Annotated in this window: 22 protein-coding genes; 4 read left to right on the top strand and 18 right to left on the bottom strand. The window is 44.7% G+C overall.

Annotated features, from left to right (window positions below):
* The first annotated feature begins 244 nt into the window (after window positions 1–244).
* Window positions 245–1690 (top strand): pyruvate kinase, encoded by a 1446-nt coding sequence (pyk, locus tag L0991_02860; GenBank protein ID XGB63018.1) that lies wholly within the window; start codon window positions 245–247, stop codon window positions 1688–1690.
* Between the two features lie 133 nt (window positions 1691–1823).
* Here the strand turns inward: pyk and L0991_02855 are convergent, their stop codons facing one another.
* Together L0991_02855 and L0991_02850 are read right to left on the bottom strand one after the other, a co-directional pair.
* Complete coding sequence (locus L0991_02855; protein XGB63017.1) at window positions 1824–3038, bottom strand: DUF6363 domain-containing protein; 1215 nt, start codon at window positions 3036–3038, stop codon at window positions 1824–1826.
* Between the two features lie 41 nt (window positions 3039–3079).
* Window positions 3080–3169, bottom strand: coding sequence for a YnhF family membrane protein (locus L0991_02850; protein ID XGB63016.1), 90 nt, complete (start codon window positions 3167–3169; stop codon window positions 3080–3082).
* 145 nt (window positions 3170–3314) lie between these two features.
* Between L0991_02850 and L0991_02845 the strand changes: the two genes are divergently transcribed.
* Window positions 3315–3908 (top strand): porin family protein, encoded by a 594-nt coding sequence (locus L0991_02845; GenBank protein ID XGB63015.1) that lies wholly within the window; start codon window positions 3315–3317, stop codon window positions 3906–3908.
* A 74-nt stretch (window positions 3909–3982) separates the two neighbouring features.
* On the opposite strand, the gene L0991_02840 is transcribed toward L0991_02845, so the two are convergent.
* From L0991_02840 to yceD, 15 genes are all read right to left on the bottom strand, one after another.
* A complete protein-coding gene (locus tag L0991_02840; GenBank protein XGB63014.1) occupies window positions 3983–4387 on the bottom strand; it encodes a hypothetical protein in 405 nt (134 codons plus the stop codon).
* A 219-nt stretch (window positions 4388–4606) separates the two neighbouring features.
* Window positions 4607–6037, bottom strand: coding sequence for a PTS glucose transporter subunit IIBC (gene ptsG / locus L0991_02835; GenBank protein XGB63013.1), 1431 nt, complete (start codon window positions 6035–6037; stop codon window positions 4607–4609).
* Between the two features lie 444 nt (window positions 6038–6481).
* Window positions 6482–7249, bottom strand: a complete 768-nt coding sequence (locus L0991_02830) for a YchF/TatD family DNA exonuclease (GenBank protein XGB63012.1) — start codon at window positions 7247–7249, stop codon at window positions 6482–6484.
* The gene (locus L0991_02825; protein XGB63011.1) at window positions 7240–8205 is read right to left on the bottom strand and encodes a DNA polymerase III subunit delta'; all 966 of its coding nucleotides are present in this window, start codon (window positions 8203–8205) and stop codon (window positions 7240–7242) included. Before L0991_02825 ends, L0991_02830 begins: the two co-directional genes overlap by 10 nt.
* Before the next feature lie 6 nt (window positions 8206–8211).
* Complete coding sequence (gene tmk / locus L0991_02820; GenBank protein XGB63010.1) at window positions 8212–8844, bottom strand: dTMP kinase; 633 nt, start codon at window positions 8842–8844, stop codon at window positions 8212–8214.
* Window positions 8845–8854: 10 nt separating this feature from the next.
* A complete protein-coding gene (gene mltG / locus L0991_02815) occupies window positions 8855–9871 on the bottom strand; it encodes an endolytic transglycosylase MltG (GenBank protein ID XGB63009.1) in 1017 nt (338 codons plus the stop codon).
* Window positions 9868–10710: an aminodeoxychorismate lyase gene (gene pabC / locus L0991_02810; protein ID XGB63008.1), complete on the bottom strand. Its 843-nt coding sequence runs from the start codon at window positions 10708–10710 to the stop codon at window positions 9868–9870. The genes mltG and pabC overlap by 4 nt, the downstream gene beginning before the upstream one ends.
* 102 nt (window positions 10711–10812) lie before the next feature.
* Window positions 10813–12057 (bottom strand): beta-ketoacyl-ACP synthase II, encoded by a 1245-nt coding sequence (gene fabF, locus L0991_02805; protein ID XGB63007.1) that lies wholly within the window; start codon window positions 12055–12057, stop codon window positions 10813–10815.
* Window positions 12058–12150: 93 nt separating this feature from the next.
* Window positions 12151–12384: an acyl carrier protein gene (acpP, locus tag L0991_02800; GenBank protein ID XGB63006.1), complete on the bottom strand. Its 234-nt coding sequence runs from the start codon at window positions 12382–12384 to the stop codon at window positions 12151–12153.
* Between the two features lie 166 nt (window positions 12385–12550).
* The gene (fabG, locus tag L0991_02795; protein ID XGB63840.1) at window positions 12551–13285 is read right to left on the bottom strand and encodes a 3-oxoacyl-ACP reductase FabG; all 735 of its coding nucleotides are present in this window, start codon (window positions 13283–13285) and stop codon (window positions 12551–12553) included.
* 24 nt (window positions 13286–13309) lie between these two features.
* On the bottom strand, window positions 13310–14233 hold the full coding sequence (gene fabD / locus L0991_02790; GenBank protein ID XGB63005.1) for an ACP S-malonyltransferase: 924 nt from the start codon (window positions 14231–14233) through the stop codon (window positions 13310–13312).
* 80 nt (window positions 14234–14313) lie between these two features.
* Entirely contained in the window at window positions 14314–15264 is a 951-nt protein-coding gene (locus L0991_02785; GenBank protein ID XGB63004.1) for a ketoacyl-ACP synthase III, read from the bottom strand.
* Window positions 15265–15269: 5 nt separating this feature from the next.
* A complete protein-coding gene (gene plsX / locus L0991_02780; protein XGB63003.1) occupies window positions 15270–16295 on the bottom strand; it encodes a phosphate acyltransferase PlsX in 1026 nt (341 codons plus the stop codon).
* Window positions 16296–16304: 9 nt separating this feature from the next.
* Entirely contained in the window at window positions 16305–16475 is a 171-nt protein-coding gene (gene rpmF, locus L0991_02775; GenBank protein ID XGB63002.1) for a 50S ribosomal protein L32, read from the bottom strand.
* 35 nt (window positions 16476–16510) lie between these two features.
* A complete protein-coding gene (yceD, locus tag L0991_02770; protein ID XGB63001.1) occupies window positions 16511–17038 on the bottom strand; it encodes a 23S rRNA accumulation protein YceD in 528 nt (175 codons plus the stop codon).
* 149 nt (window positions 17039–17187) lie between these two features.
* Here yceD and L0991_02765 point away from each other — a divergent pair, with 149 nt between their 5' ends.
* The gene (locus L0991_02765) at window positions 17188–17769 is read left to right on the top strand and encodes a Maf-like protein (protein ID XGB63000.1); all 582 of its coding nucleotides are present in this window, start codon (window positions 17188–17190) and stop codon (window positions 17767–17769) included.
* A 276-nt stretch (window positions 17770–18045) separates the two neighbouring features.
* Here L0991_02765 and rluC read toward each other — a convergent pair whose 3' ends face one another.
* Window positions 18046–18990 (bottom strand): 23S rRNA pseudouridine(955/2504/2580) synthase RluC, encoded by a 945-nt coding sequence (gene rluC / locus L0991_02760; GenBank protein ID XGB62999.1) that lies wholly within the window; start codon window positions 18988–18990, stop codon window positions 18046–18048.
* A 619-nt stretch (window positions 18991–19609) separates the two neighbouring features.
* Here rluC and rne point away from each other — a divergent pair.
* On the top strand, window positions 19610–22771 hold the full coding sequence (rne, locus tag L0991_02755) for a ribonuclease E (GenBank protein ID XGB62998.1): 3162 nt from the start codon (window positions 19610–19612) through the stop codon (window positions 22769–22771).
* Window positions 22772–23014: the final 243 nt, after the last annotated feature.

The raw sequence follows: 23014 nt of genomic DNA, 5'->3' as shown, positions 1-23014 counted from the left end.
CGTGACCAGTATCACGTATATACATGAATCTTTGTGTATCTAGTCAAATAGTTTAAGAAAAGTTAACACCCACATCGATAAATTGAGACTTAATTTTCATAAAAAAACATCGCGCCTGAGCACCAAGTTCAATAAATAACAGTAAATACAGAAATATCCTCCTAGCTCCCAATAAATTATCAATTAATGCATATACTTAATTCAGTCTTTTAAAAAGATTACTGGCCTCACTCTAGGAGTATTCATGACAGCTGAACTAAGAAAAACGAAAATCGTCACAACGCTAGGCCCCTCTACCGATAAAGGCAACGTGCTTGAAGAGATCATCAAAGCCGGTGCCAATATTGTTCGTATGAACTTCTCCCACGGCAGCAGCGACGACCATATACAACGTGCAGAAAAAGTCAGAGCAATCGCAAAAAAACTGGGGACACAGATCGCTATCCTCGGCGACCTTCAAGGTCCCAAGATTCGTGTGTCGACATTCAGAGATGGAAAAATTCAACTGGCTGTTGGTGATGAATTCACTCTCGACAGCAGCCTAGGCTTGGGTGAAGGCGACCAGCAAGCCGTTGGCCTCGACTATAAAGAGCTGCCGAATGATGTTTCCGCCGGCGACATTTTGTTGCTTGATGATGGACGTGTGCAACTCAAAGTCACCAAGGTTGAAGGTTGCCGCGTTCATACCGAAGTCATCATTGGTGGCCCGCTATCTAACAACAAAGGCATCAACAAAAAAGGCGGTGGGCTTTCTGCAGAAGCGCTAACCGACAAAGACAAGCGAGACATCGTCACCGCCGCCCAAATCCAAGTCGATTACCTCGCCGTCTCTTTCCCACGCAATGGCGAAGACATGCACTACGCTCGACAACTTGCGCGTGAAGCAGGCTTAGAAGCTCACCTCGTTGCCAAAGTCGAACGAGCAGAGACGGTATCGACCGTTGAGAACATGGATGACATCATAATGGCTTCAGATGTGGTCATGGTGGCTCGTGGTGACCTCGGAGTAGAAATTGGCGACCCTGAGTTGGTCGGTGTACAGAAACAGCTTATACGCCGTGCTAGGGCCCTTAATCGCACTATCATCACTGCAACTCAGATGATGGAATCAATGATCTCAGCTCCAATGCCTACCCGTGCTGAGGTAATGGATGTAGCGAACGCAGTGCTTGATGGTACTGATGCGGTAATGCTGTCTGGCGAAACCGCTGCCGGACAATATCCAGTAGAGACCGTAAAATCGATGGCTGAAGTGTGTGTGGGAGCTGAGAAAATGGCGAACGTCAATCAGTCCAACTACCGAATTGACCGCACTTTCGTGACAGCAGAAGAAACAGTATCAATGGCAACCATCTACTCTGCTAACCACATGGAAGGCATTAAAGGCGTAGTCACGCTGACTGAATCTGGACGCACTGCTTTGATGATGTCTCGTTTAAGTGCTGATATGCCTATCTACGCTTTGTCTCGTAACGAAGGAACACTAAACCGTTGCACCTTGTATCGAGGCGTAACCCCTATCTATTTTGAGACAGAAGCCAAAGACAGCTTTGACATTGCACTATCAACACTTGCTTGCCTAAAAGAGAAAGGACACCTCAAGTTTGGTGATCTCGTGATCATTACTCAAGGCGATATCATGGACGTGGCTGGCTCAACTAACTGTATGAGAATCCTACCTGTCACCTAGCTAAAAGCAGTTGAAGCCAATAAATAGCTACAACATGAGATAAAAGTAAAAGGGTTATCGAACTAAGTTCAATAACCCTTTTTTCATTTTAGTATGTTGTCTCAACAAGACTAGCTATAGCTATGCGCCCGCATTATTTATCAATAACAATACTTGCCAGTTGCGGCATATGCGAACTGCGAGCGTTTTCCGTTGTGGTATAAGTTTCAACGAACCGGTAGCCGGCCTCTAAACCCAATTCGTAATCATGGAGCAAATCTTCTTTGTCACTCATTAAAGAGCTCGATTTTAACGGTTTACTTGGCGCGATCTGCACCACAAAGGCATCGTCTGGAGGAGAATGCAAAAAGTCTTGAGTCAACGAGTAGGTTTGATAGTGCACCATCAACATGTCGGCCAACCCAGAATCAAACTTATCACCAATTAAATGGCTTAAACGGTAAATATCATCAGCGCCAAACAACCATCGACCACCATTAAGTAAATCTAAATGCCCACGGTCACGCTTCTGTTCTTTAGAGCGTAGGATCTGTTGCTGGAAGAAAGAGGTCCAGTCCGTTTTCCATTGCTCCACTTTTTGTTGCCAATGGCCTTGAACACTATCGAACGACTCTCGGAACCACTCCAGCTCCTCGGCGGTTACCGGTTTTGGTGCTTGGATTTTCGGTTGCTGCTGTGGCGCTTGAACTAGCGGTCTCCCCTCTTCATCCGTTACTGGCTCAGTACGAATCACGACAATAGAACGAGCTTGCCTACGCCACGCTTCTTGAACGGGAATAGAAGCAGACACACCGCCATCTACATAAGCGCTATCACCAATCAAGATCTCGTCATTGTACAAGCGAGGGATGGCACAAGTCGCAATCATCACCTTGTACCAATCGTCTCCCAGCAGAGGAAAGTAGTGATCTCGTAGATCTTTAGAATCCGTTACCGCCGCATAGAAGTGGCGTTCACCTAAGGTTTGCCGCCCTAAATCAAGATCGAGCTTATAAGGGTAAGCCATGATTTGCTCTAAGGCCCACTCAAGCCCTAAATTCTTCCTGTGCCGTATGTAAGAGAACAGATTAAAGAACTCTGGAGACGTGGTCAGGTCAAGGACAAAAGAACGCCCTAAGCCCTTATCACGGCACAAATAGGCACATAAGTTAAGCGCACCTGCCGAGGTACCGAAAAACTCATCGAAAGGGTCAAAATTAGAAAGGAGAAAAGCGTCTAGAACGCCTGAGGTAAAAATACTTCTCTGCCCGCCACCTTGAGCGACCAGTGCTGTTTTACCAGCAATAAACTTAGCGTAATAATCTAAGTCTATCGCTGTATCAATATTGGTTACAATCCCACTATTCATTATTCCCTGAGTATAGAAACTCAGCCTCGCAATAAATGGTATTAACTACCAATCGCAATAAAGCCAAATGAAAGAATGACGAAGTAAATAAACGCTGTAATTTGTAGGGCATTTTTCAGATTATGTTCCATAGACACCTCTGGCTTATTATTAATTTGTCGAGTCTCTATTTAAGTACTATCAGGTGTGTGAAGTATCTTCAAGAATCGTCGAAATTAGTCGCACGATATTGATGTAACCATCACAATTAGTAGGTGTATGGATAAGGATATACTCATGAATAACAAAGTAAATATGACGATGTTAGTTGCGCTTCTGTCGGCTTCGAGTGTTTATGCCTCACCGGAGATCATTATTACTCCGATGGTTGGTTATACCGGCGGTGGTAGTGTCGAAGATCAAGATGGCAAAACCTATGACATGAAAGGATCTGAAAACTACACCTTTGCGATTGAGACACCACTTGAGAAAGGGCGTGTTGGTTTCTTTTACTCAAACCAAAGCTCTGAATTAGAAACGCTCAACCTGAGCTCCTCGATCCAATATCTGCACTTTCAAAGTAGCATTTACTACCCGGCTTCCTCGGTATTGTCTGGATACCTAGGCTTAGGCCTTGGCGCCTCATATGTCGATGTAGACTGGGCGAAAGATAAATACGGCTTCTCTACGTCAATCTTTGGCGGCTTAGAATATAAATTGAGCGATCGCTTAGTGCTGAATACCCAAGTTCGTTGGTTAGGAACGGTGGTTGATAACGACACAACAGGTGTATGTAACATCCCAAGCAATGGGCAAGACTGCATTATTCGTTTTGATACCGACTGGATGAACCAATTCCAAGCTAATATCGGATTAAGTTTTACTTTCTAGATGGCAATAAATGCTAAAAATTAAAAAGCCAGCGATACGCTGGCTTTTTACTGTAGCTCGTTTGAAGTTCAACCTTAGAACTTGTAGGTCACGCCCAAAGCACCACCTAGTTGCAACTCAACGCCTTTGTACATATCGAGTTCTGGGTGAAGCTGTGCGTAAGCATTCCAACCTTCATAGAAGTTCACTTTGACACCTAGCGGTAAACGCAAACCAAAGTCGTCATTCCACTCTGCCCATGCACCCGCGCCAACATACCAGCTTAACGGCGCTTCTGTCTCAAACTGACCACGCTTCCAAATATAATCAAATGCAGCACCGTCATTGCCAACAGTGACACGGTATTTCTGGTCAAACTCAACAACGGCACTCAGATCTTGGTCAACGGCTAAACCAACTTCTAACGCAGGAGCTTCAGAAGCATGAGCAAGAGAGGTGAGGCTGCCGCACATAAGGCCAATCAAGTAACGATGTTTCATAGTATTCTCAAACTGTTTCAAAAAGCGGTAGGTTAATTAAAAACCAACACCATTTGTCATCATAAAGTTAAAGATAGCAGGCCATCAAAGATGATGATTATAGGTAATTAGTTTCAAATGAAAGGTAAATAACTGAGAGATAAAAGAATAAGTTTGATGAAACAGTAGAAACAAAAAAGGAAGCCAATCGGCCTCCTTTCAATTTATCGAATCAGTGAATTAACCGTTGTTACGGATCCACTCATCCATGTCTGTTTTCAGGTTGTCAGATTTAGTACCGAAGATAGCTTGTACGCCACCCGCTACTACTACAACACCTGCAGCACCTAGTTTCTTAAGCTTGTCTTGGTCAACAACTGCTGTATCAGCAACTGCAACACGTAGACGAGTGATACAAGCGTCAAGACCAGTGATGTTAGCTTTACCGCCGAATGCAGCAACTAGCTCACCAGCAAGTTCAGAACCAGTCGCAACTGCATCGTCTTCTGACTCGTCTTCACGACCAGGAGTTTTAAGGTCTAGAGCTTTAATCACAGTGCGGAATACGATGTAGTAGATTGCAGCGTAAGCAATACCACAAACAACCATTAGACCCATCTTAGACGCGTGGCCAGATAGAACTAGGAAGTCGATTAGACCGTGTGAGAAAGATGTACCATGTACAAAACCTAGAGTGTTCGCAAGAACGTAAGCAGAACCAGCTAGTAGAGCGTGGATTGCGTACAGTACTGGAGCAACGAATAGGAATGAGAATTCAATTGGCTCAGTGATACCTGTTAGGAATGAAGTTAACGCAGCAGAAGCCATGATACCCATTACTTTAGCGCGGTTTTCAGGCTTAGCTGAGTGTGCAATTGCGATTGCAGCAGCAGGTAGACCGAACATCTTGAACATGTAACCACCAGCTAGCTGACCGAAGCCATTGCCCGCTGCACGAGATGCGTCATCAGCAACTAGGTAACAAGTAAGAACACCGTTTTGAGTTTCGCCAGCAGCGTTTACACAAGTACCAGCTTCGAAGAAGAATGGTACGTTCCATACGTGGTGAAGACCAAATGGAATTAGAGAACGCTCAACGATACCGTAGATACCAAACGCCACTTGTGGGTTTTGGTGAGCAGCCCAATCAGAGAACGCAGAGATAGCGCCGCCAACTGGTGGCCATACTACAGATAGTAGGATTGCTAGACCGATCGCAGAGAAACCTGTGATGATTGGCACAGCACGCTTACCAGCGAAGAAGCCAAGGTACTCAGGAAGTTGAATACGGAAGAAACGGTTGAATGCCCAAGCAGCAACACCACCGACTAGGATACCACCTAGTACACCAGTATCGATTTTATCAACGCCCATTACACCAGCCATTACGCCTAGTGTAGCAGTCATGATGCCGTAACCAACGATTGCTGCTAGACCAGCAACACCATCGTTGTTAGTAAAGCCAAGTGCAACACCTACTGCGAACAGTAGTGCCATTTGACCAAATACTGAACCACCAGCTTGTTCCATTAGGTTTGAAACAATTTCTGGAATGAAAGGAAGATCTGCTGCACCGACACCTAGCAAAATACCCGCAACTGGTAAAACTGATACTGGAAGCATCAGAGACTTACCAACTTTTTGCAGGCTAGCAAAAAGGTTCTTAAACATGTTTATGCTCCTGATAAAGATAAAATAATTATATGGGTTCTAACGGCACACCCCCGTAGCCTATATGTTAGCACCCAGTGAAAATGTAACCATGTATTGCATTATATTTTCTGCCGCTAAATATATATTGATGCAGAACTAACTTTCTAGTGACTTACGAAATTTAGTTTCAAAACACGTCTTGGATCACATGTCAAATTTAGAAATGCAATGGTTTACAATAAAATAAACCTTTGATATTAAATGATATTTTTGAAAGCCATTATTATTTTACTGGGTAAATAAAATAAGAGTGAATGTTATTTTTAGTAACAAAATTACAAATGTTATAATTCACGCTCCCAAGTTCAACATAATTCGTAAACATTAAAAAAAAACGTATTTTTGGTGATCAAAAACACAAAAAGGGAGCTTTCGCTCCCTTTTATTTGTTTAGTTCATTTTTTATCGCAAAAAAAGTTTCTGATAATTTTTGGTCGTTTGTTCAGCAACCTCTTTCATCGAAATGCCCTTCAACTGCGCAATATAGGCTGCCACCTCAACTACATATGCAGGCTGATTCTGCTTCCCACGATATGGGATTGGCGCCAGGTATGGAGAGTCCGTTTCAATTAGTAGCCTATCTAACGGTAGGTTTTTAACAACCTCTTTAAGTTCTGTTGCTTGCTTAAAGGTCACAATGCCTGAAATTGAAATATAGAACCCTAATTCCATAGCCGCTTCAGCAAACGCCTGATCTTCAGTAAAACAGTGGATGACACCACCACACTTCTCAGCGCCACCGTCACGAAGAATCGCAAGTGTATCTTCACGCGCATTACGAGTGTGAATGATCAAAGGCTTGTTCAGTTCTACCGCTAGCTCAACATGCTGTTTGAATCGCAGTTGCTGCAATTCCGCAGTTTCAGGTTGATAGTGGTAATCTAAGCCGGTTTCACCTATCGCAACCACTTTAGGGTTGCTCGCGTATTCACGCATTCTTTCAAAGCTAAAATCACTTTCAACATCAAGAGGATGAACGCCACAAGACGCTTTAACGTTATCAAACGGCGCGATCATTTCGAGCATGTTTTCAAACGAATCTAGTGTCACACCCACAGAAAGTAGTTGGTCAACATTCGCTGCTTTCGCTTTGTTAACGACATCTTCTACACTGGTGTGTAAATCTTGGTAATCCAGCTTGTCTAAATGACAGTGGGAATCTACGAACATGTTTCCTCGCAAGTGGCTATCAGCCAATTCATTATGAGTAGCTCCGTATTGAGCCCAGGGTGTTGCTTCAACTGCTCAATCAGTATCAACAGTTTATGTGCTGCAGTATAGGCGCTTTGGTAAGACATCACCTCACACAGCGCGTTAGCACTTGGGGTTATAGCATTATTTGCCAAACCGAAATGCAACTTCTGTACATCTGAAAGTAAATGCCATAACCAACCAAGCTGTATCAAAGGATCTTTAGCAAGCTCAGTCGAGAACTTCAGCATGTCTGGCTGAGTGCCTTTGACGATATTAACGAAACCGTCGAATACTTTCTCGGAAGCCTCTACACCGCCTTCTTCAAACATCGCTTTCGCTTTCAACGGCGCATTATCGTTAAGTGCCAAAATATACGGTGGCACAGCCTTACCTACTTCCCCGTCAAGCCATGCTGAGCCCGCTTCCAATTGTGGGCTCACCACATTGAATTGCTGACAGCGACTGATGATGGTTGGCATGAGGCGATTGCTGTTACGAGTCGACAGAATGAAAATACACTGGCTTGAAGGCTCTTCAAGAGTTTTCAGCAAAGCATTGGAAGCCGACTCATTCATCGCCTCAGCAGGTTCCAGTAAGATAACGCGCAAACCGCCCAACTGAGATGATTCTTGAGCCCAGCGATTGCTTGCACGTACTTGGTCAACCGTGATCGATTTGCCTTCTTTCTCTGGTGAGATAACATGAAAATCCGGATGGCTACCCGATTTCATCAATTCACAGCTATGGCAAAACCCACACGCCTCACTTTCATAGTTTGTGCACATTAATGCATCGGTAAGTTGGCTAATAAGAGCATCAACGCCCAACCCTTCCGGCGCATTAACAATCACAGAATTCGGAAAACGCTCAGCATCGAGGCTTTTTTTCCACTCACTCCAAACTGGCGTGAGCCAAGAATACACTTCCGCCATGACTACCTACTGTTGGTCTAGCCACGAACTAAGCGCTTGCTTAATATCCGCTGCTACTTGTTCTATTTCTTGCTCTGCATTGATCACAAGAACCGAGTCATCTTGTGCAGCTATCTCAAGGTAACGTTCACGTGTGCGATCGAAGAAAGAGATATCCATCTTTTCGATTCTATCTAGCTCACCACGACCACGAGCACGCTCAAGCCCTACTCTAGGGTCTAAATCCAAGTATAGAGTTAGATCAGGCTTAAAATCGCCTAGCGTGGTTGCTTTCAATGATTCCATTGTCGTGCGTGCGATCTGACGACCACCACCTTGATACGCTTGAGAAGACATATCATGGCGATCACCTAATACCCACTTACCGCTATCTAAAGCCGGCTTAATCACGTTTTCGACTAATTGAACACGTGCAGCGTACATCAGCAGTAACTCAGTCATGTCTTGAAGCTTTTCGCCTTCGTGCTCTTCTTTAACCAGTGAGCGCATCTTTTCCGCCAGCACGGTACCGCCAGGTTCACGAGTGTTTACTAGCTCTTCAACACCAGATGCTTTCAATGTCTCAACGATGGCATTGATAGCTGTGCTTTTACCTGCACCTTCAAGGCCTTCAACCACGATAAATTTCGACTGATTCATAATTCGTTCTTTATTTGTTTTTTCTTAATTGTTTTAAGTAAGCTCGTACTGCACGGTTGTGCTCAGCCAAACTCTTTGAAAATACGTGCCCACCTGTGCCACTCGCGACAAAATAGAGGTAGTTACTCTTTTCTGGATTCAGAGCCGCATTAATTGACGCTCTGCCCGCCATAGCAATCGGCGTTGGCGGCAGACCACTCATAGTGTATGTGTTGTATGGCGTTGGGGTTCTTAGATCTTTCTTACGGATGTTGCCATCGTAGCTATCGCCCATTCCATAAATCACAGTTGGGTCCGTTTGCAAACGCATACGCTTGTTCAAACGGTTGACGAACACAGACGACACACGTTCACGCTCTGAAGCAACGGCAGTCTCTTTCTCAATGATGGATGCCAGAATCAGCGCTTCATAAGGTGACTTAAGAGGCAATTTGTCCGCTCTCTTTTCCCACTCGTCGTTCACAACGTTCATGAGATCACGATGTGCTCGCTTTAGCAGATCTAAATCTGTGGTGCCGTAGGTGTAGTGGTAGGTCTCAGCTAAGAACAAACCTTCTAGCTTCTCATTTTCAATACCCAGCTTTTCAGCGATCTCTTTTTCAGAAACCCCATCAAGCGTTTGTTGAATAAACTCATTGTTCTTTAACTGAACAAGCCACTCGTCAAAACGACTACCTTCAACAAAGGTGATAGTAAACTGATGCTCTTTCCCTTCAACAAGTACCTGTAGAGCTTGCTCAAGCGTTAAACCCGGCTCTAACAGGAATGTTCCCGCTTTGACATCAACAAGCTCTGGATGTAGCTTGCGGATTAATTTCTCATAAGGAGATGCCTCAAATAGGCCTTCATTAATCAGCTGCGCAAGTACACGATTAAAACTGCTACCAGAGGCGATTGTAACCACCTGCGGCTTTTCCAATTGAATAACTTGTTTGAGGTTATCTTGCGCTTGGTTGTAAACGTAGAACCCAGCAGCGCCCGCTGCGATTAGGCACAAGATAATAAAAATAAATAACTTTTTGATCACGAGTTTAGTTGTCCTTGAAGGCTACGAGTAACGGTTCCAATGTTAAATTGGGTTTCACTAATACGGGTAACAGGAGCAACCCCTAAAATGGAGTTGGTAATGAAAACCTCGTCAGCTTGCATGACTTGAGGTAAGCAGTAGTCAGCAATAGTAACGGAAAGTTCAGTTTGATTCAGCGTCGTTAACACTTGCTTACGCATAACGCCTGCAACACCACTTTGGGTAAGCTGCGGAGTATAAATGACCTCACCTTGACGCCAAAATAGATTGGCCATGGTGGTTTCAATCACATTGCCTGAGATATCAAGAACCAAACCGTCAACTTCACCAGCCTGATCCATTTCATCCTTCATCAATACTTGTTCTAAGCGATTGTTATGTTTGTGACCAGCAAGTAATGGATTCAAACCTAGTGCTTGGCGACAAACTCCGAGCTCAACTCCGTTGTCTTGCCATTCTGCATAGTGGCTTGGATAATCAAACGTACTAATGGTAATGGTTGGCTTAGCAATGTTCTTGGTACTGTAGCCTCTCCCACCAGCACCACGGCTAACATGCAGCTTTATTCCAGCTTTTCTACTATTAGACTTGTTTGCACTTTCGTGGTGGCAGTTTTGGATGTGTTGAATTGCACTAGTTAACCACGCGTTAACCACATTCCAATCTAATGCAGAAATACGTAACGCTTTTAGACATTCATCGACACGATACTGATGGTCGTGAAAATGCTCAATCTCACCATTTGAGACAAGCATAGTCGTAAAACAGCCGTCTCCGTATTGAAACGAACGGTCTAAGATGTCGATAGTTTGCTGGCTTTCTCCGTCAACCCAAAACATGTTTTTCCCCATAAAAAGAAACGGCTCAATGCTAAGCATCAAGCCGTTTAAAAACAAGTCTAATTATGACTATCTACAACGTTTAGGTCTTTTATAAGATGATTAAATCTTTTTGAAGATCAAACAGCCGTTTGTACCACCGAAACCGAAAGAGTTACATGCAGCATATTCCATGTTGCTAACTTTACGTGCGGTGTGAGGTACTAGGTCAATATCTAGGCCTTCTTCAGGATCATCTAGGTTGATTGTTGGTGGAACAATTTGGTCAACCAAAGACATAGCCGTGATGATAGCTTCAGCAGAACCTGCAGCACCTAGAAGGTGGCCTGTCATTGATTTCGTAGAAGAAACCAATACTTGCTTGCTGCCAGCTTCGCCAAGAGCACGTTTGATGCCCTTAACTTCTGCTACGTCACCTGCAGGTGTCGATGTGCCGTGTGCATTCACATAACCGATTTGTTCACCAGTAATGCCAGCATCACGCATCGCCGCTTCCATTGCTAGTGCGCCACCAGAGCCATCTTCACTTGGAGATGTCATGTGGTAAGCGTCACCCGACATACCGAAGCCAACTAGCTCACAGTAAATCTTAGCGCCACGAGCTTTCGCATGTTCGTACTCTTCAAGAACCATCATGCCTGCACCGTCACCAAGAACGAAGCCGTCACGGCCTTTGTCCCATGGACGAGAAGCTTTCTGAGGCTCGTCGTTGCGAGTAGATAGTGCTTTAGCTGCACCAAAACCACCCATACCTAGTGGTGTAGATGCTTTTTCAGCACCACCCGCTAGCATTGCGTCAGCATCGCCGTATGCAATCATACGTGCCGCGTGACCAATGTTATGTAGGCCAGTTGTACATGCAGTAGAAATAGCGATGTTAGGACCGCGTAGACCACGCATGATAGACATGTGACCAGCAATCATGTTCACGATCGTTGACGGAACAAAGAATGGGCTAATTTTACGAGGGCCTTTTTCAGTAAGCGCTTGGTGACCAGCTTCGATCAAACCAAGACCACCAATACCAGAACCGATAGCCACACCAATACGTGGTGCGTTCTCATCAGTAACAGTTAGACCAGAATCATCAAGTGCCTGAACACCTGCTGCGACGCCGTACTGGATGAATAGATCCATTTTACGAGCATCTTTTTTAGACATGTACTCTTCGCAGTTAAAGTCTTTAACTAGACCTGCAAAACGAGTTGAGAAATTGGTTGCATCAAAATGCTCGATATTAACGATACCACTTTGACCAGCTAGCAGGGCTTTCCAAGAAGATTCTACAGTGTTGCCTACCGGTGACAACATACCCATGCCAGTGACAACTACACGACGCTTGGACACGATTTTACACTCCGGAGATTGAGATGATTTAAGATGAGGATAGATGAGTTAGATAAAACACAGGCGGTCGAGGTGACCGCCTGGGAGAGATTATTACTGAGCGCTAGTTACGTAATCGATAGCTGCTTGAACAGTAGTAATTTTCTCAGCTTCTTCATCTGGGATTTCAGTGTCGAATTCTTCTTCTAGAGCCATTACTAGCTCAACTGTGTCTAGAGAATCTGCACCTAGGTCATCAACGAAAGAAGCTTCGTTTTTAACTTCAGCTTCGTCTACACCTAGCTGTTCAACAATGATTTTCTTTACGCGTTCTTCGAGGTTGCTCATTTTTTCTTTTCCTTTACAGAGTTCGCTTTATGCGATGTTTTCCGTAGTTTATTCAATCTATTGAAAGTTGCAAGGTCAACTTTTCTGGTCAAACCACAATTTTCACGATTTTAACCGAAATTACGTATGATCTTGACTTAAATCATGCACAAATGTTGCACATAATTTAAACCATGTACATACCGCCATTGACGTGAAGTGTTTCACCTGTGATATAAGCTGCCGCAGGCGACGCCAAAAATACCACAGCTTCAGCGATTTCGCGAGGGTCACCTAGTCGACCTGCTGGTACATTCGCCAAAGTTGCTGCACGTTGGTCATCATTTAGCGCTTTAGTCATGTCAGTTTCGATGAAACCTGGAGCAACAGTGTTCACTGTAACGCCACGAGACGCAACTTCACGAGCCATTGATTTAGTAAAGCCAATCACGCCAGCTTTCGCTGCTGCGTAGTTTGCTTGACCAGCGTTACCCATAGTACCAACTACAGAGCCAACGTTTACGATACGGCCTTCACGCTTCTTCATCATGCCACGCAATACAGCTTTAGACATGCGGAAGATAGGTGTTAGGTTAGTGTCGATGATGTCGTTCCATTCGTCGTCTTTCATACGCATTAGTAGGTTGTCACGAGTGATACCTGCGTTGTTAACTAGAATGTCAATCGCACCGAACTCATCATTGATGGTTTTCAGTGTAGCAGCAATTGAGTCAACATCAGTTACGTTCAGAGCAAGACCTTTACCGTTCTCGCCTAGGTACTCACTGATTGCAGCAGCGCCGCCTTCAGATGTAGCCGTACCGATAACTTTAGCACCACGCTCAACTAAAAGTTCAGCGATTGCACGACCGATACCACGGCTTGCGCCTGTAACTAGTGCAACTTTGCCTTCTAAATTCATCATAACTTCTCTATTAAGTGGTTATTACTTAGCAGCTTCTAGTGATGCAGTGTCGTTAACTGCAGCAGCTGTCATAGTTTTTACGATTCGTTTTGTTAGGCCAGTAAGAACTTTACCAGGACCTAATTCAAGTAGCTTCTCAACGCCTTGCTCATTCATCGCTTGTACACCTTCAGTCCAACGAACTGGACTGTAAAGTTGACGAACAAGTGCATCTTTAATTTTTGCTGGGTCTGTTTCAGCAACAACATCAACGTTGTTGATAACAGGAAGCGCTGGCGTGTTGAACTCTAGAGCTTCTAAAGCCACCGCTAGCTTGTCTGCTGCAGGTTTCATTAGTGCACAGTGAGACGGTACAGATACTGGTAGAGGAAGTGCACGCTTAGCGCCCGCTTCTTTACATAGTGCACCAGCGCGCTCTACTGCCGCTTTATTACCCGCGATAACAACTTGACCAGGAGAGTTGAAGTTCACTGGAGAAACAATTTCGCCTTGTGCCGCTTCTTCACACGCTTTAGCAATCGCTTCATCATCTAGACCGATGATTGCGTACATAGCACCAACGCCTGCAGGAACCGCTTCTTGCATTAATTGACCACGTAGTTCAACTAGCTTGATCGCTTCTTTAAAGTCGATAACGCCAGCACATACTAGTGCAGAGTATTCACCTAAGCTGTGACCCGCTAAGTTTGCAGGTTGCTCTAGGCCAAGCTCTTGCCATACACGCCAAATTGCAACAGACGCTGTTAATAGAGCCGGTTGAGTGCGGAAAGTTTCATTTAGATTTTCTACTGGGCCATCTTGAACTAATGCCCATAGATCGTAACCAAGTGCTTCTGAAGCTTCAGCAAATGTTTGTTTAACAACATCATACTGTTCGCCTAGGTCTGCAAGCATACCGATAGCTTGAGAGCCTTGGCCTGGGAATACGATAGCAAACTTGCTCATTGTAATTTTCCTTTAAGCAAAGCAAAAAATTGAATAAGGCACATAAGTTATGTGCCTTGTTTGTAGGTTTTCGCTTAGGGTTAGAATTTAACTAACGCAGAACCCCAAGTGAAGCCGCCGCCAAATGCTTCCAATAGAAGTGTTTGACCGCGTTTAATTCGTCCGTCACGAACAGCTTCGTCTAATGCTGTTGGTACGGTAGCCGCTGACGTGTTGCCGTGCTTATCAAGGGTAATCACCACTTGATCAAGTGACATTGTCAGCTTTTTAGCCGTTGCCGAAATAATACGGTAGTTCGCTTGGTGTGGAACTAACCAATCAAGCTCTGACTTATCCATGTTATTTGCAGCTAATGTGTCTTTAACTAGCTTAGATAGCTGAGTTACCGCCACTTTGAATACTTCGTTGCCCGCCATGTGCAGCCATTTGTCTGCATCACCGCCACGCTCTGGTACTTCAAGGCTTAGAAGCTCACCGTATTTACCATCAGAGTAAATGTGAGTCGACAAAATACCTGGCTCTTCGCTTGCGCCTACAACCACCGCGCCTGCTGCATCACCAAATAGGATGATCGTAGAGCGGTCAGTCGGATCACAGGTTTTTGACAGTGCATCAGCACCAATCACCAAAACGTTCTTACACATGCCTGATTTGATGTGCTGATCTGCAACAGACAAAGCATAGACAAAACCAGAACACGCTGCAGCCAAATCAAACGCAGGGCAGCCTTTGATACCAAGCTTACCTTGTACCTGACACGCCGAAGACGGGAATGTGTGGCTACTACTGGTGGTCGCAACGATGATTAAATCAATATCTTCTTTGTCGATACCCGCCATTTCAATGGCATTTTCAGCAGCGTAAAACGCCATATCTGCAACGGTTTCGTTTTCCGCTGAAATACGACGCTCTTTAATACCTGTTCTAGCAACGATCCACTCGTCGCTAGTCTCTACCATTTTCTCTAAGTCTGCGTTAGTACGCACCTGAGATGGCAAGTAGCTGCCAGTACCTAAAATTTTGCTATACATGAAGACTAATAATGCCTCTCGAGTAAAACCGCTTCCAAACGATCGCTAATGCGGCTGGGGACTTGTCGTTTGACCTCGTGTACTGCCTCGCCAATCGCGTTGACAACTGCAGATACATCAGCACTTCCATGACTTTTAATGACAATGCCGCGCAATCCTAACAAACTTGCGCCGTTATACTGGTCGGGGTTCAAGGTTTTTAATTCAGTAAATAGCTCAGAAAACAACATTCTGGCTATCCAACCCTTTATAGTTGAAGCCATCATGCGCGTTTTTAGCTTATCAATAAAGAGCTGAGCCGTACCTTCGCACGTTTTTAAGCAGACATTGCCCACAAAACCATCACATACGACGACATCAGCAGCATCTTGAAGGAGTTGGTTACCTTCAATATAGCCTATGAAGTTCACAGACTGAGTATTCGACAACATTTCAGCGCATCGTTTTACAAGGTCATTACCTTTAATTTCTTCGGCGCCGATATTTAAAATAGCGACACGTGGAGCGCGACCTAAATGTTGTTCCGCTAATGCACTGCCCATCACAGCAAACTGGAAAAGCGAATCTGCATCACTAGACACATTTGCCCCTAAATCAAGCATCCAAGTACGATTCCCTGAAGCAGTAGGCAAAGCTGAAACCAATGCGGGCCTATCAATGCCAGGGAGGAGCTTAAGTCGAAAACGGGACAGAGCCATCAATGCGCCGGTGTTGCCACCACTCACACAAGCATCGGCTTGAGAGTCGGCGACCAGATCAATAGCAGCACGCATGGAGCTACCCTGACTGTTACGCAAGGCTAGTGAAGGTTTTTCAGAATTGGAAATAACTCGATCGCAATGCTGAATACTCAAACGAGAGTCAGGCACTCGACCTAATGAAGATAATTGAGATGTGATCGCGTTTCGATCACCTATGAGAATGACTTTTAGCTCTGGGAAATACGACAGTGCCTGCACGGCGGCAGGCACTGTTACACGAGGACCGAAGTCCCCGCCCATTGCATCAAGCGCAACGGTTAGATTTTGCAAAGGTCAACCTTACTTGTTGATAACCTTTTTGCCGCGGTAGAAACCTTCCGCAGTCACGTTGTGACGTAGGTGAGTTTCACCTGAAGTTGCGTCTACAGAAAGTGCAGCTGTAGTTAGCGCATCGTGTGAACGACGCATGCCACGCATTGAACGTGATTTCTTGCTCTTTTGTACGGCCATTGACCCTACTCCTATGTAAATTCTTAAAGAAGCAGTTACTTCTTCAAGCTTTTTAAAACATCAAATGGATTCGGCTTCTTGTCTTCCTCAATTTCTTCAGGAAGTTCACCAAACACCAAGTTATTTGAGTTAACGCTACATTTCGCATTATCGTGCATTGCTATTTGTGGCAATCCAAGGATGAACTCGTCTTCAACTAGTTGAATCAGGTCTAACTCACCGTACTCGTTCAGATCTACCAAATCGTACTCTTCCGGTGCTTCCTCTTCACTTTTCTCATTATAATAAGGAGTATAAGTGAATTGGACATCGCACTCATGTGCGAAAACCTCATTACAACGCTGACACTCTAAATCGACTTCGACGTTAGCTTTACCAGAGATAACGACTAATCGTTGTTCATCAAGCCCAAATGACAATGAGACTTGCGCGTCACGTTTTACGCCTTCAGTTGCGTCAGCTAAACGCTTAAAAAGACTGGTTTGGATGATGCCATCTAAATCTAGTCGTTTCTGAGCCGTTCTTGCCGGATCAACTGTACGCGGTATTTTTACCTTTTGCATAGGGCGCGAATCTTATCTTCCAAATCGAGTTTAGTCAAAGGAAATGGCAAAAAAAGTACACTTTTTTACCTTTCCCATACAGAGCATTATGAATAGCGGGATAACTTCCTATATCCTACTGTAAATGCTTCTATGAATTGTAAATTAAAATGAAAAATTACCAACTAGTTTTAGCCTCTACCTCACCATTTAGGCAAGAGATCCTCAAAAAGCTACAAATTAGCTTCATTACAGCAAAGCCTGACTGTGACGAAACACCGATTTCAGGGGAGACTCCACAACAGTTGGTCATGCGCCTTGCAGAGACCAAAGCTAAGTCTTGCGTTGTTGAGCAACCAAGCTTGGTGATTGGCTCAGATCAAGTCTGCGTAATTGATGGCGAGATCATCGGCAAGCCTCACACGCGTGAAAAAGCGATTGAGCAGTTGTCTCGTCAAAGTGGCAAGAGCATCACCTTCTATACAGGCGTCACTGTATGGAATAGCGAAACCCAACAAGCTGACACGCGTCTCGATACCTTTATTGTTCACTTCCGTGATTTAACCGAGCAACAGATCATCTCTTATGTTGAGAAAGAAGAACCGTATTGGTGTGCAGGCAGCTTTAAGTGTGAGGGACTAGGTATCGCTTTGTTCAAGCAGATGGAAGGGAAAGATCCAAATACGCTTATTGGTCTGCCGCTTATAGACCTAGTCGATATGTTAGATGCGCAAGGGATGAGTGTGCTTTAACGGATACGATATCTTCGCTAGAGATTCCCTACTCCTTCCTTCGTCAGTCTAAGGAATGACGGAAACTAATGATTATTACAATCCTGAGGTCTGCTAGTTATTTAGTTATTGAGGATTCACTGTATCGTCATCCCTAAGAGTGAGGAACGAGCGAGTTGGGGATCTCTTGTAATAAGCACAAACAAAAAAGGTTGACGAAATTCGTCAACCTTTCTCAATTATGGATACTAAAGAACAAATTTAGAGACACTCTATATCTTCGTACCTCGTATCTTCTTAAAGCTTACGTAATCCAGCGATCGCTTTTTCTAGTCGCGCTTCCATCGGAGCTGAGATATCCATTTTCTCTTCAGTACCTGGGTGCGTGAACTTGATGTTTGCTGCATGTAGGAACAAACGATCCAAACCGACCTTTCCAGTGTAAGCATCAAAACGACGATCACCATAGCGGTCATCCCATGCAATTGGGTGGCCAGTATATTGAGTGTGCACACGGATTTGGTGCGTACGGCCGGTAATAGGGCTTGCTTGAATCAGAGTCGCATCTTTGAACTTCTCTAAAACCTTAAAGCGAGTTTCAGAGGCTTTACCATTCGGGTTAACACGAACAATGCTGTTTACTTCATTTTTCAGCAGAGGCGCATTCACCACCTTACAGCTGTTCTTCCACTCGCCCATCACTAACGCGAAGTAGTATTTTTGAACCGTTTTTTCACGGAACTGTGCTTGAAGATGTCTTAGCGCCGAACGCTTCTTAGCAACAAGCAAGATGCCAGACGTATCTCTATCGATACGGTGCACTAACTCGAGAAAGCGAGCTTCAGGACGCAGTGCGCGCAATGCTTCAATTGCGCCAAACTTAAGTCCACTACCACCATGAACGGCAGTGCCCGATGGTTTGTTTAGAATCAGCATGTGATCATCTTCATAAATGATGTACTGTTCCAATTCTGAAACCTTGTTGAGTTTCGTGCTTGGCACGTTCTCTTCAACTTTCTCTTCAATGGTAACTGGCGGGATACGAACTAAATCACCAGCTTTTAGTTTGTACTCAGCCTTGATGCGTTTTTTGTTTACGCGGACTTCGCCTTTACGCACGATTCGGTAAATCATGCTTTTCGGGATGTTTTTTAATTGGTTGCGTAAGAAGTTATCAATACGCTGACCAGCCATATCTTCGTCAATATCGACAAATTGGACTTGGGTTCTAATTTCGCTCATTGCGCTATTGTATCACTGTCACTTTTGATAATTGAGATTTTCTTAGGTCTATTCTGAACTAATTTACTCTTAATTCTTGATCATCTACCACCAAATGGTCGCTGAAGTTCTATATTTCTTTGATTCTTCGAACAAAAAAGCACCAAGATTCCTGCAAATTAAAATATCAATTGATAAATTATTTATAGACAGTGAGTTAGAGCTATCAAAACACAAACAAAAACTGTTTTTTTTACAGCATTCCGACAAAGCAGATTGCTGTGTTTACCGACCACTGCTATAGTTCACAGCTGCTATCAACGGTTTGACTAAAATTTAAACAGACAATCGTTCATAAGCAAGTAAATGAGTAGATAACTCAGATTAGACAGTGCTGCAATTGGCGTAAGACACAGTCAACTGAGTCCCCTTATCGCTCTACTCACGTACGCTCATGTTGAGTATTCACCGCCACATCGCGGATCATAGGCTAACTCCCTATGATGACTGACGTGCCCCAGAGCATCCCTCTCCAGCCGGGAGGCTGCACCGATAAAGCCATGGGATCTGGCACCATGAGAAACGAAATAAAGCGATAAGAACAATGATGAAAATAAGAAAAGACAACGAGTATTTCTAAATGAAAAGAATGTTAATTAACGCAACTCAAAAAGAAGAGTTGCGTGTCGCTTTGGTTGACGGCCAGCGACTATTCGATCTAGATATCGAAAGTCCAGGTCACGAGTCAAAGAAAGCGAATATCTACAAAGGACGTATTACCCGTATTGAACCAAGCCTAGAAGCGGCATTCGTTGATTACGGCGCAGAACGTCACGGTTTCCTCCCTCTTAAAGAAATTGCCCGCGAATACTTCCCTGAAGGTTATACATACCAAGGCCGTCCTAGCATTAAAGAAGTGCTAAAAGAAGGCCAAGAAGTAATCGTACAAGTAGAGAAAGAAGAACGTGGTAGCAAAGGTGCTGCACTGACAACTTTCATCTCTTTGGCAGGTAGTTACTTAGTTCTTATGCCAAACAACCCTCGTGCTGGTGGTATTTCTCGCCGTATCGAAGGTGATGAGCGCACCCAACTGAAAGCGGCATTGAGCACTCTTGAGCTTCCTCAAGGTATGGGTTTAATCGTGCGTACAGCGGGCGTTGGCAAAAGTGCAGAAGAGCTAGAGTGGGACCTAAACGTTCTACTGAATCACTGGGGCGCTATCAAGCAAGCCTCTGATTCAAATGCAGCTCCTTTCCTAATTCACCAAGAAAGTAACGTTATTGTTCGCGCAATTCGTGACTACCTACGTCGTGACATCGGCGAGATTCTAATCGACAGCAACACTATTTTTGAACGTGCTCAAGCGCACATTCAACTAATACGCCCAGATTTCATGAATCGCGTTAAGAAGTACGATGGTGAAGTGCCGCTATTCAGTCACTACCAGATTGAAAGCCAGATCGAATCGGCTTTCCAACGTGAAGTTCGCCTTCCATCTGGTGGTTCTATCGTAATCGATCCAACAGAAGCGCTAACTTCTATCGATATCAACTCAGCTCGTGCAACAAAGGGCGGCGATATCGAAGAGACAGCACTTAACACTAACCTAGAAGCAGCCGATGAAATTGCACGTCAATTACGTCTACGTGACCTAGGTGGTCTTGTTGTTATCGACTTTATCGATATGACTCCGGTTCGCCACCAACGCGAAGTTGAAAGCCGCCTACGTGATGCCGTTCGTCTAGATCGTGCTCGTGTACAAATTGGCCGTATTTCTCGCTTTGGTCTTCTAGAGATGTCTCGTCAACGTTTGAGCCCATCACTAGCAGAAGCAAGCCACCACATTTGTCCTCGTTGTACAGGTACTGGTGTTGTTCGTGATAACGAATCTCTAGCACTGTCTGTTCTACGTTTGATTGAAGAAGAAGCTCTGAAAGACAACACAGCGCAAGTACTTGCCGTTGTGCCTGTTCCTATCGCCTCTTACCTTCTGAACGAAAAACGTCGCTCAGTAAACCACATCGAGAAGAACCAAGAAGTTAAGATCACTGTTGTACCTAACTCTGACATGGAAACACCGCACTTTGAGGTTATCCGTGTTCGTGAAGGCGAAGAGTTCGATCTACTTTCTTACCTACTTCCTAAGAAGCTAGATGCTCTGAAAGAAGCAGAAAGCAAAGAACCTGCAGAACAAGCAATTCGTCCTAAGAAGATCGAAGAGCCAGCTCTGAAAGGCTTCGCTGCTCCAGCTCAATCAGCACCGACTCCAGCGCCAGCACCAAAAGCGGCACAAGAGAAGAAAGCTGAACCAGTAGCACAAGAATCTGGCCTAATTGGTCGCTTCTTTAAGGCTATCGGTAGTTTCCTATTTGGCTCTTCAACTCAAGAAGAGAAGCAAGAAGAGAAACAAACGGAAGAGAAGCCTAAGAACAACCGCAATGGCAACCGTCAACGCCGTGACCGTAACGATAACCGCCGCCGTAACCAACGTGGTGAGCGAGGTGACAACCGTAACGATAACCGTGACAACAAACGCCGTCGCAAGCCTGCACGTGATGAGAAGCCTGAAGAGCAGAAAGATGCAGCTCCACAGCAAAATCGTCAACCTCGCAAGCCTAAGCAAGATCGCCGCAACAAGCAGCGTGATGAGCAGAAGCAACGCGAAGAGCAAGCACCATCTAAATTAGCAGAAGAAGGCCTACAGCTAGCGGCAGATGCGCAAGCTGGCAAGTCAGATGCGCCTAAGGCTAAGCCTGAAGCGAAAGCAGCTAAGATTAAAGAGCGTCGCCAACGTCGTAAGCTGAACAAGCAAGTTCGTGTTAAAGACCAGCAAGCTCAAGCAGACGCGGCTGAAAACTCTACTAAGGAACAAAAAGCACCATCTGTTTCTAAAGAGCAAGCAGCAGCGAAAAACAAATCAGTAGCGCAAGAGCAAAAAGTTGCAGAGCAAGTTGAAGCAACTCAAGCAAATGGCGAGCAATCTGAACAGGAAGAACCGAAACAACGTCGTAACCGTCGTTCTCCACGTCACCTACGTGCAAGTGGTCAACGTCGTCGTCGCGGTCGTGACCGTCGCCCTAACCCATTCCGCCTACGCAAAGGTGGTGTAGCTTCTCCAGAGATGGCTATGGGTAAAGTGATGCCTCGCTTCATTCCGAAACCTCACCACAAACAGGCAAAACCTGAAGTGGCTGAAGTAGCAGTTGAAACGCAAACAGTGGTTAATACTCAAGAGCAAAATGTCGCTCAAGAGACAGCACCACAAAGCAGCGTTGTAATGGCTGGCGGTTTTGCATGTCCTGAACTGGCAATGGGTAAAGTAATTATCCGCCGTGAAGAGACAGCTGTAACTCAAGCGCCAGTTGCCGAAGCTAAAGTAACAGAAGCTCCTGCTGTTGTTGAAGAAACTCCAGTGGTTGTTGAAGCGAAAGTTGAGGCACCTGTCGTTGAAACTCCAGTAGTTGAAGCACCTGTTGAGACTGTGAAAGCAGAAGAAACCGTTGCTGAAGCACCAGCAGTTGAAGCTGAAGCAGCTGTCGTTGAACCAGCAAAAGTAGTTGAAGCACCGAAAGCTGAAGCGAAAGTTGAGAAAGCGCCTGTTGTAAAAGCAGAAACGCCAAAAGCAACTGTTGCGAAGAAGCAAGCGGGGTCACCAATGACTAAAGCTCCTGGTCCTCAAGAGATCAAAGAGATTGAAGTGGTTGCAGCTCCGTTCCGCACTGAACGTTTTGTACCAAAAGGTGCAGGTAGTCAGGTAGCGTCAAACAAAGCTGGCGCTGGCATGACTAAGCCAAACTACTAGTGTTTACTACTGAGTAATCATTAGAAAATCGAATCAAAGGCTGCTTATTGAAGCAGCCTTTTTCTTATCTGCTAATCGAATAAAAATTAATAGATATATTACTCAAAATTGGGTTCTACCTTGAACTTAGTCACAATTTTGGGTAGCATTCGCGCACTTATCTTTTCGACACTTAGCTATTGCCGCTCTTTTTCATCACTGTTTAGCTACGCAATACACTCGTGTCGGTAAATCCATTTTAAG

This window comes from Vibrio chagasii, from assembly GCA_041879415.1.
Classification (GTDB): Bacteria; Pseudomonadota; Gammaproteobacteria; order Enterobacterales; family Vibrionaceae; genus Vibrio.
Note: the sequence above shows the minus strand (reverse complement) of the source record. Positions and strands in the feature narration are given on the sequence as shown.

Excerpts from the sequence above, each read along its gene's own strand:
- L0991_02825 (XGB63011.1), bottom strand. The coding sequence starts at position 8,205 with ATGGCGGAAGTGTATTCTTGGCTCACGCCAGTTTGGAGTGAGTGGAAA.
- rluC (XGB62999.1), bottom strand. The coding sequence starts at position 18,990 with ATGAGCGAAATTAGAACCCAAGTCCAATTTGTCGATATTGACGAAGAT.
- L0991_02855 (XGB63017.1), bottom strand. The coding sequence starts at position 3,038 with ATGAATAGTGGGATTGTAACCAATATTGATACAGCGATAGACTTAGAT.
- fabD (XGB63005.1), bottom strand. The coding sequence starts at position 14,233 with ATGAGCAAGTTTGCTATCGTATTCCCAGGCCAAGGCTCTCAAGCTATC.
- fabG (XGB63840.1), bottom strand. The coding sequence starts at position 13,285 with ATGAATTTAGAAGGCAAAGTTGCACTAGTTACAGGCGCAAGCCGTGGT.
- rne (XGB62998.1), top strand. The coding sequence starts at position 19,610 with ATGAAAAGAATGTTAATTAACGCAACTCAAAAAGAAGAGTTGCGTGTC.
- acpP (XGB63006.1), bottom strand. The coding sequence starts at position 12,384 with ATGAGCAACCTCGAAGAACGCGTAAAGAAAATCATTGTTGAACAGCTA.
- L0991_02830 (XGB63012.1), bottom strand. The coding sequence starts at position 7,249 with ATGTTCGTAGATTCCCACTGTCATTTAGACAAGCTGGATTACCAAGAT.
- tmk (XGB63010.1), bottom strand. The coding sequence starts at position 8,844 with ATGAATCAGTCGAAATTTATCGTGGTTGAAGGCCTTGAAGGTGCAGGT.
- L0991_02850 (XGB63016.1), bottom strand. The coding sequence starts at position 3,169 with ATGGAACATAATCTGAAAAATGCCCTACAAATTACAGCGTTTATTTAC.
- L0991_02785 (XGB63004.1), bottom strand. The coding sequence starts at position 15,264 with ATGTATAGCAAAATTTTAGGTACTGGCAGCTACTTGCCATCTCAGGTG.
- rpmF (XGB63002.1), bottom strand. The coding sequence starts at position 16,475 with ATGGCCGTACAAAAGAGCAAGAAATCACGTTCAATGCGTGGCATGCGT.
- pyk (XGB63018.1), top strand. The coding sequence starts at position 245 with ATGACAGCTGAACTAAGAAAAACGAAAATCGTCACAACGCTAGGCCCC.
- ptsG (XGB63013.1), bottom strand. The coding sequence starts at position 6,037 with ATGTTTAAGAACCTTTTTGCTAGCCTGCAAAAAGTTGGTAAGTCTCTG.
- L0991_02765 (XGB63000.1), top strand. The coding sequence starts at position 17,188 with ATGAAAAATTACCAACTAGTTTTAGCCTCTACCTCACCATTTAGGCAA.
- L0991_02840 (XGB63014.1), bottom strand. The coding sequence starts at position 4,387 with ATGAAACATCGTTACTTGATTGGCCTTATGTGCGGCAGCCTCACCTCT.
- pabC (XGB63008.1), bottom strand. The coding sequence starts at position 10,710 with ATGTTTTGGGTTGACGGAGAAAGCCAGCAAACTATCGACATCTTAGAC.
- yceD (XGB63001.1), bottom strand. The coding sequence starts at position 17,038 with ATGCAAAAGGTAAAAATACCGCGTACAGTTGATCCGGCAAGAACGGCT.
- L0991_02845 (XGB63015.1), top strand. The coding sequence starts at position 3,315 with ATGAATAACAAAGTAAATATGACGATGTTAGTTGCGCTTCTGTCGGCT.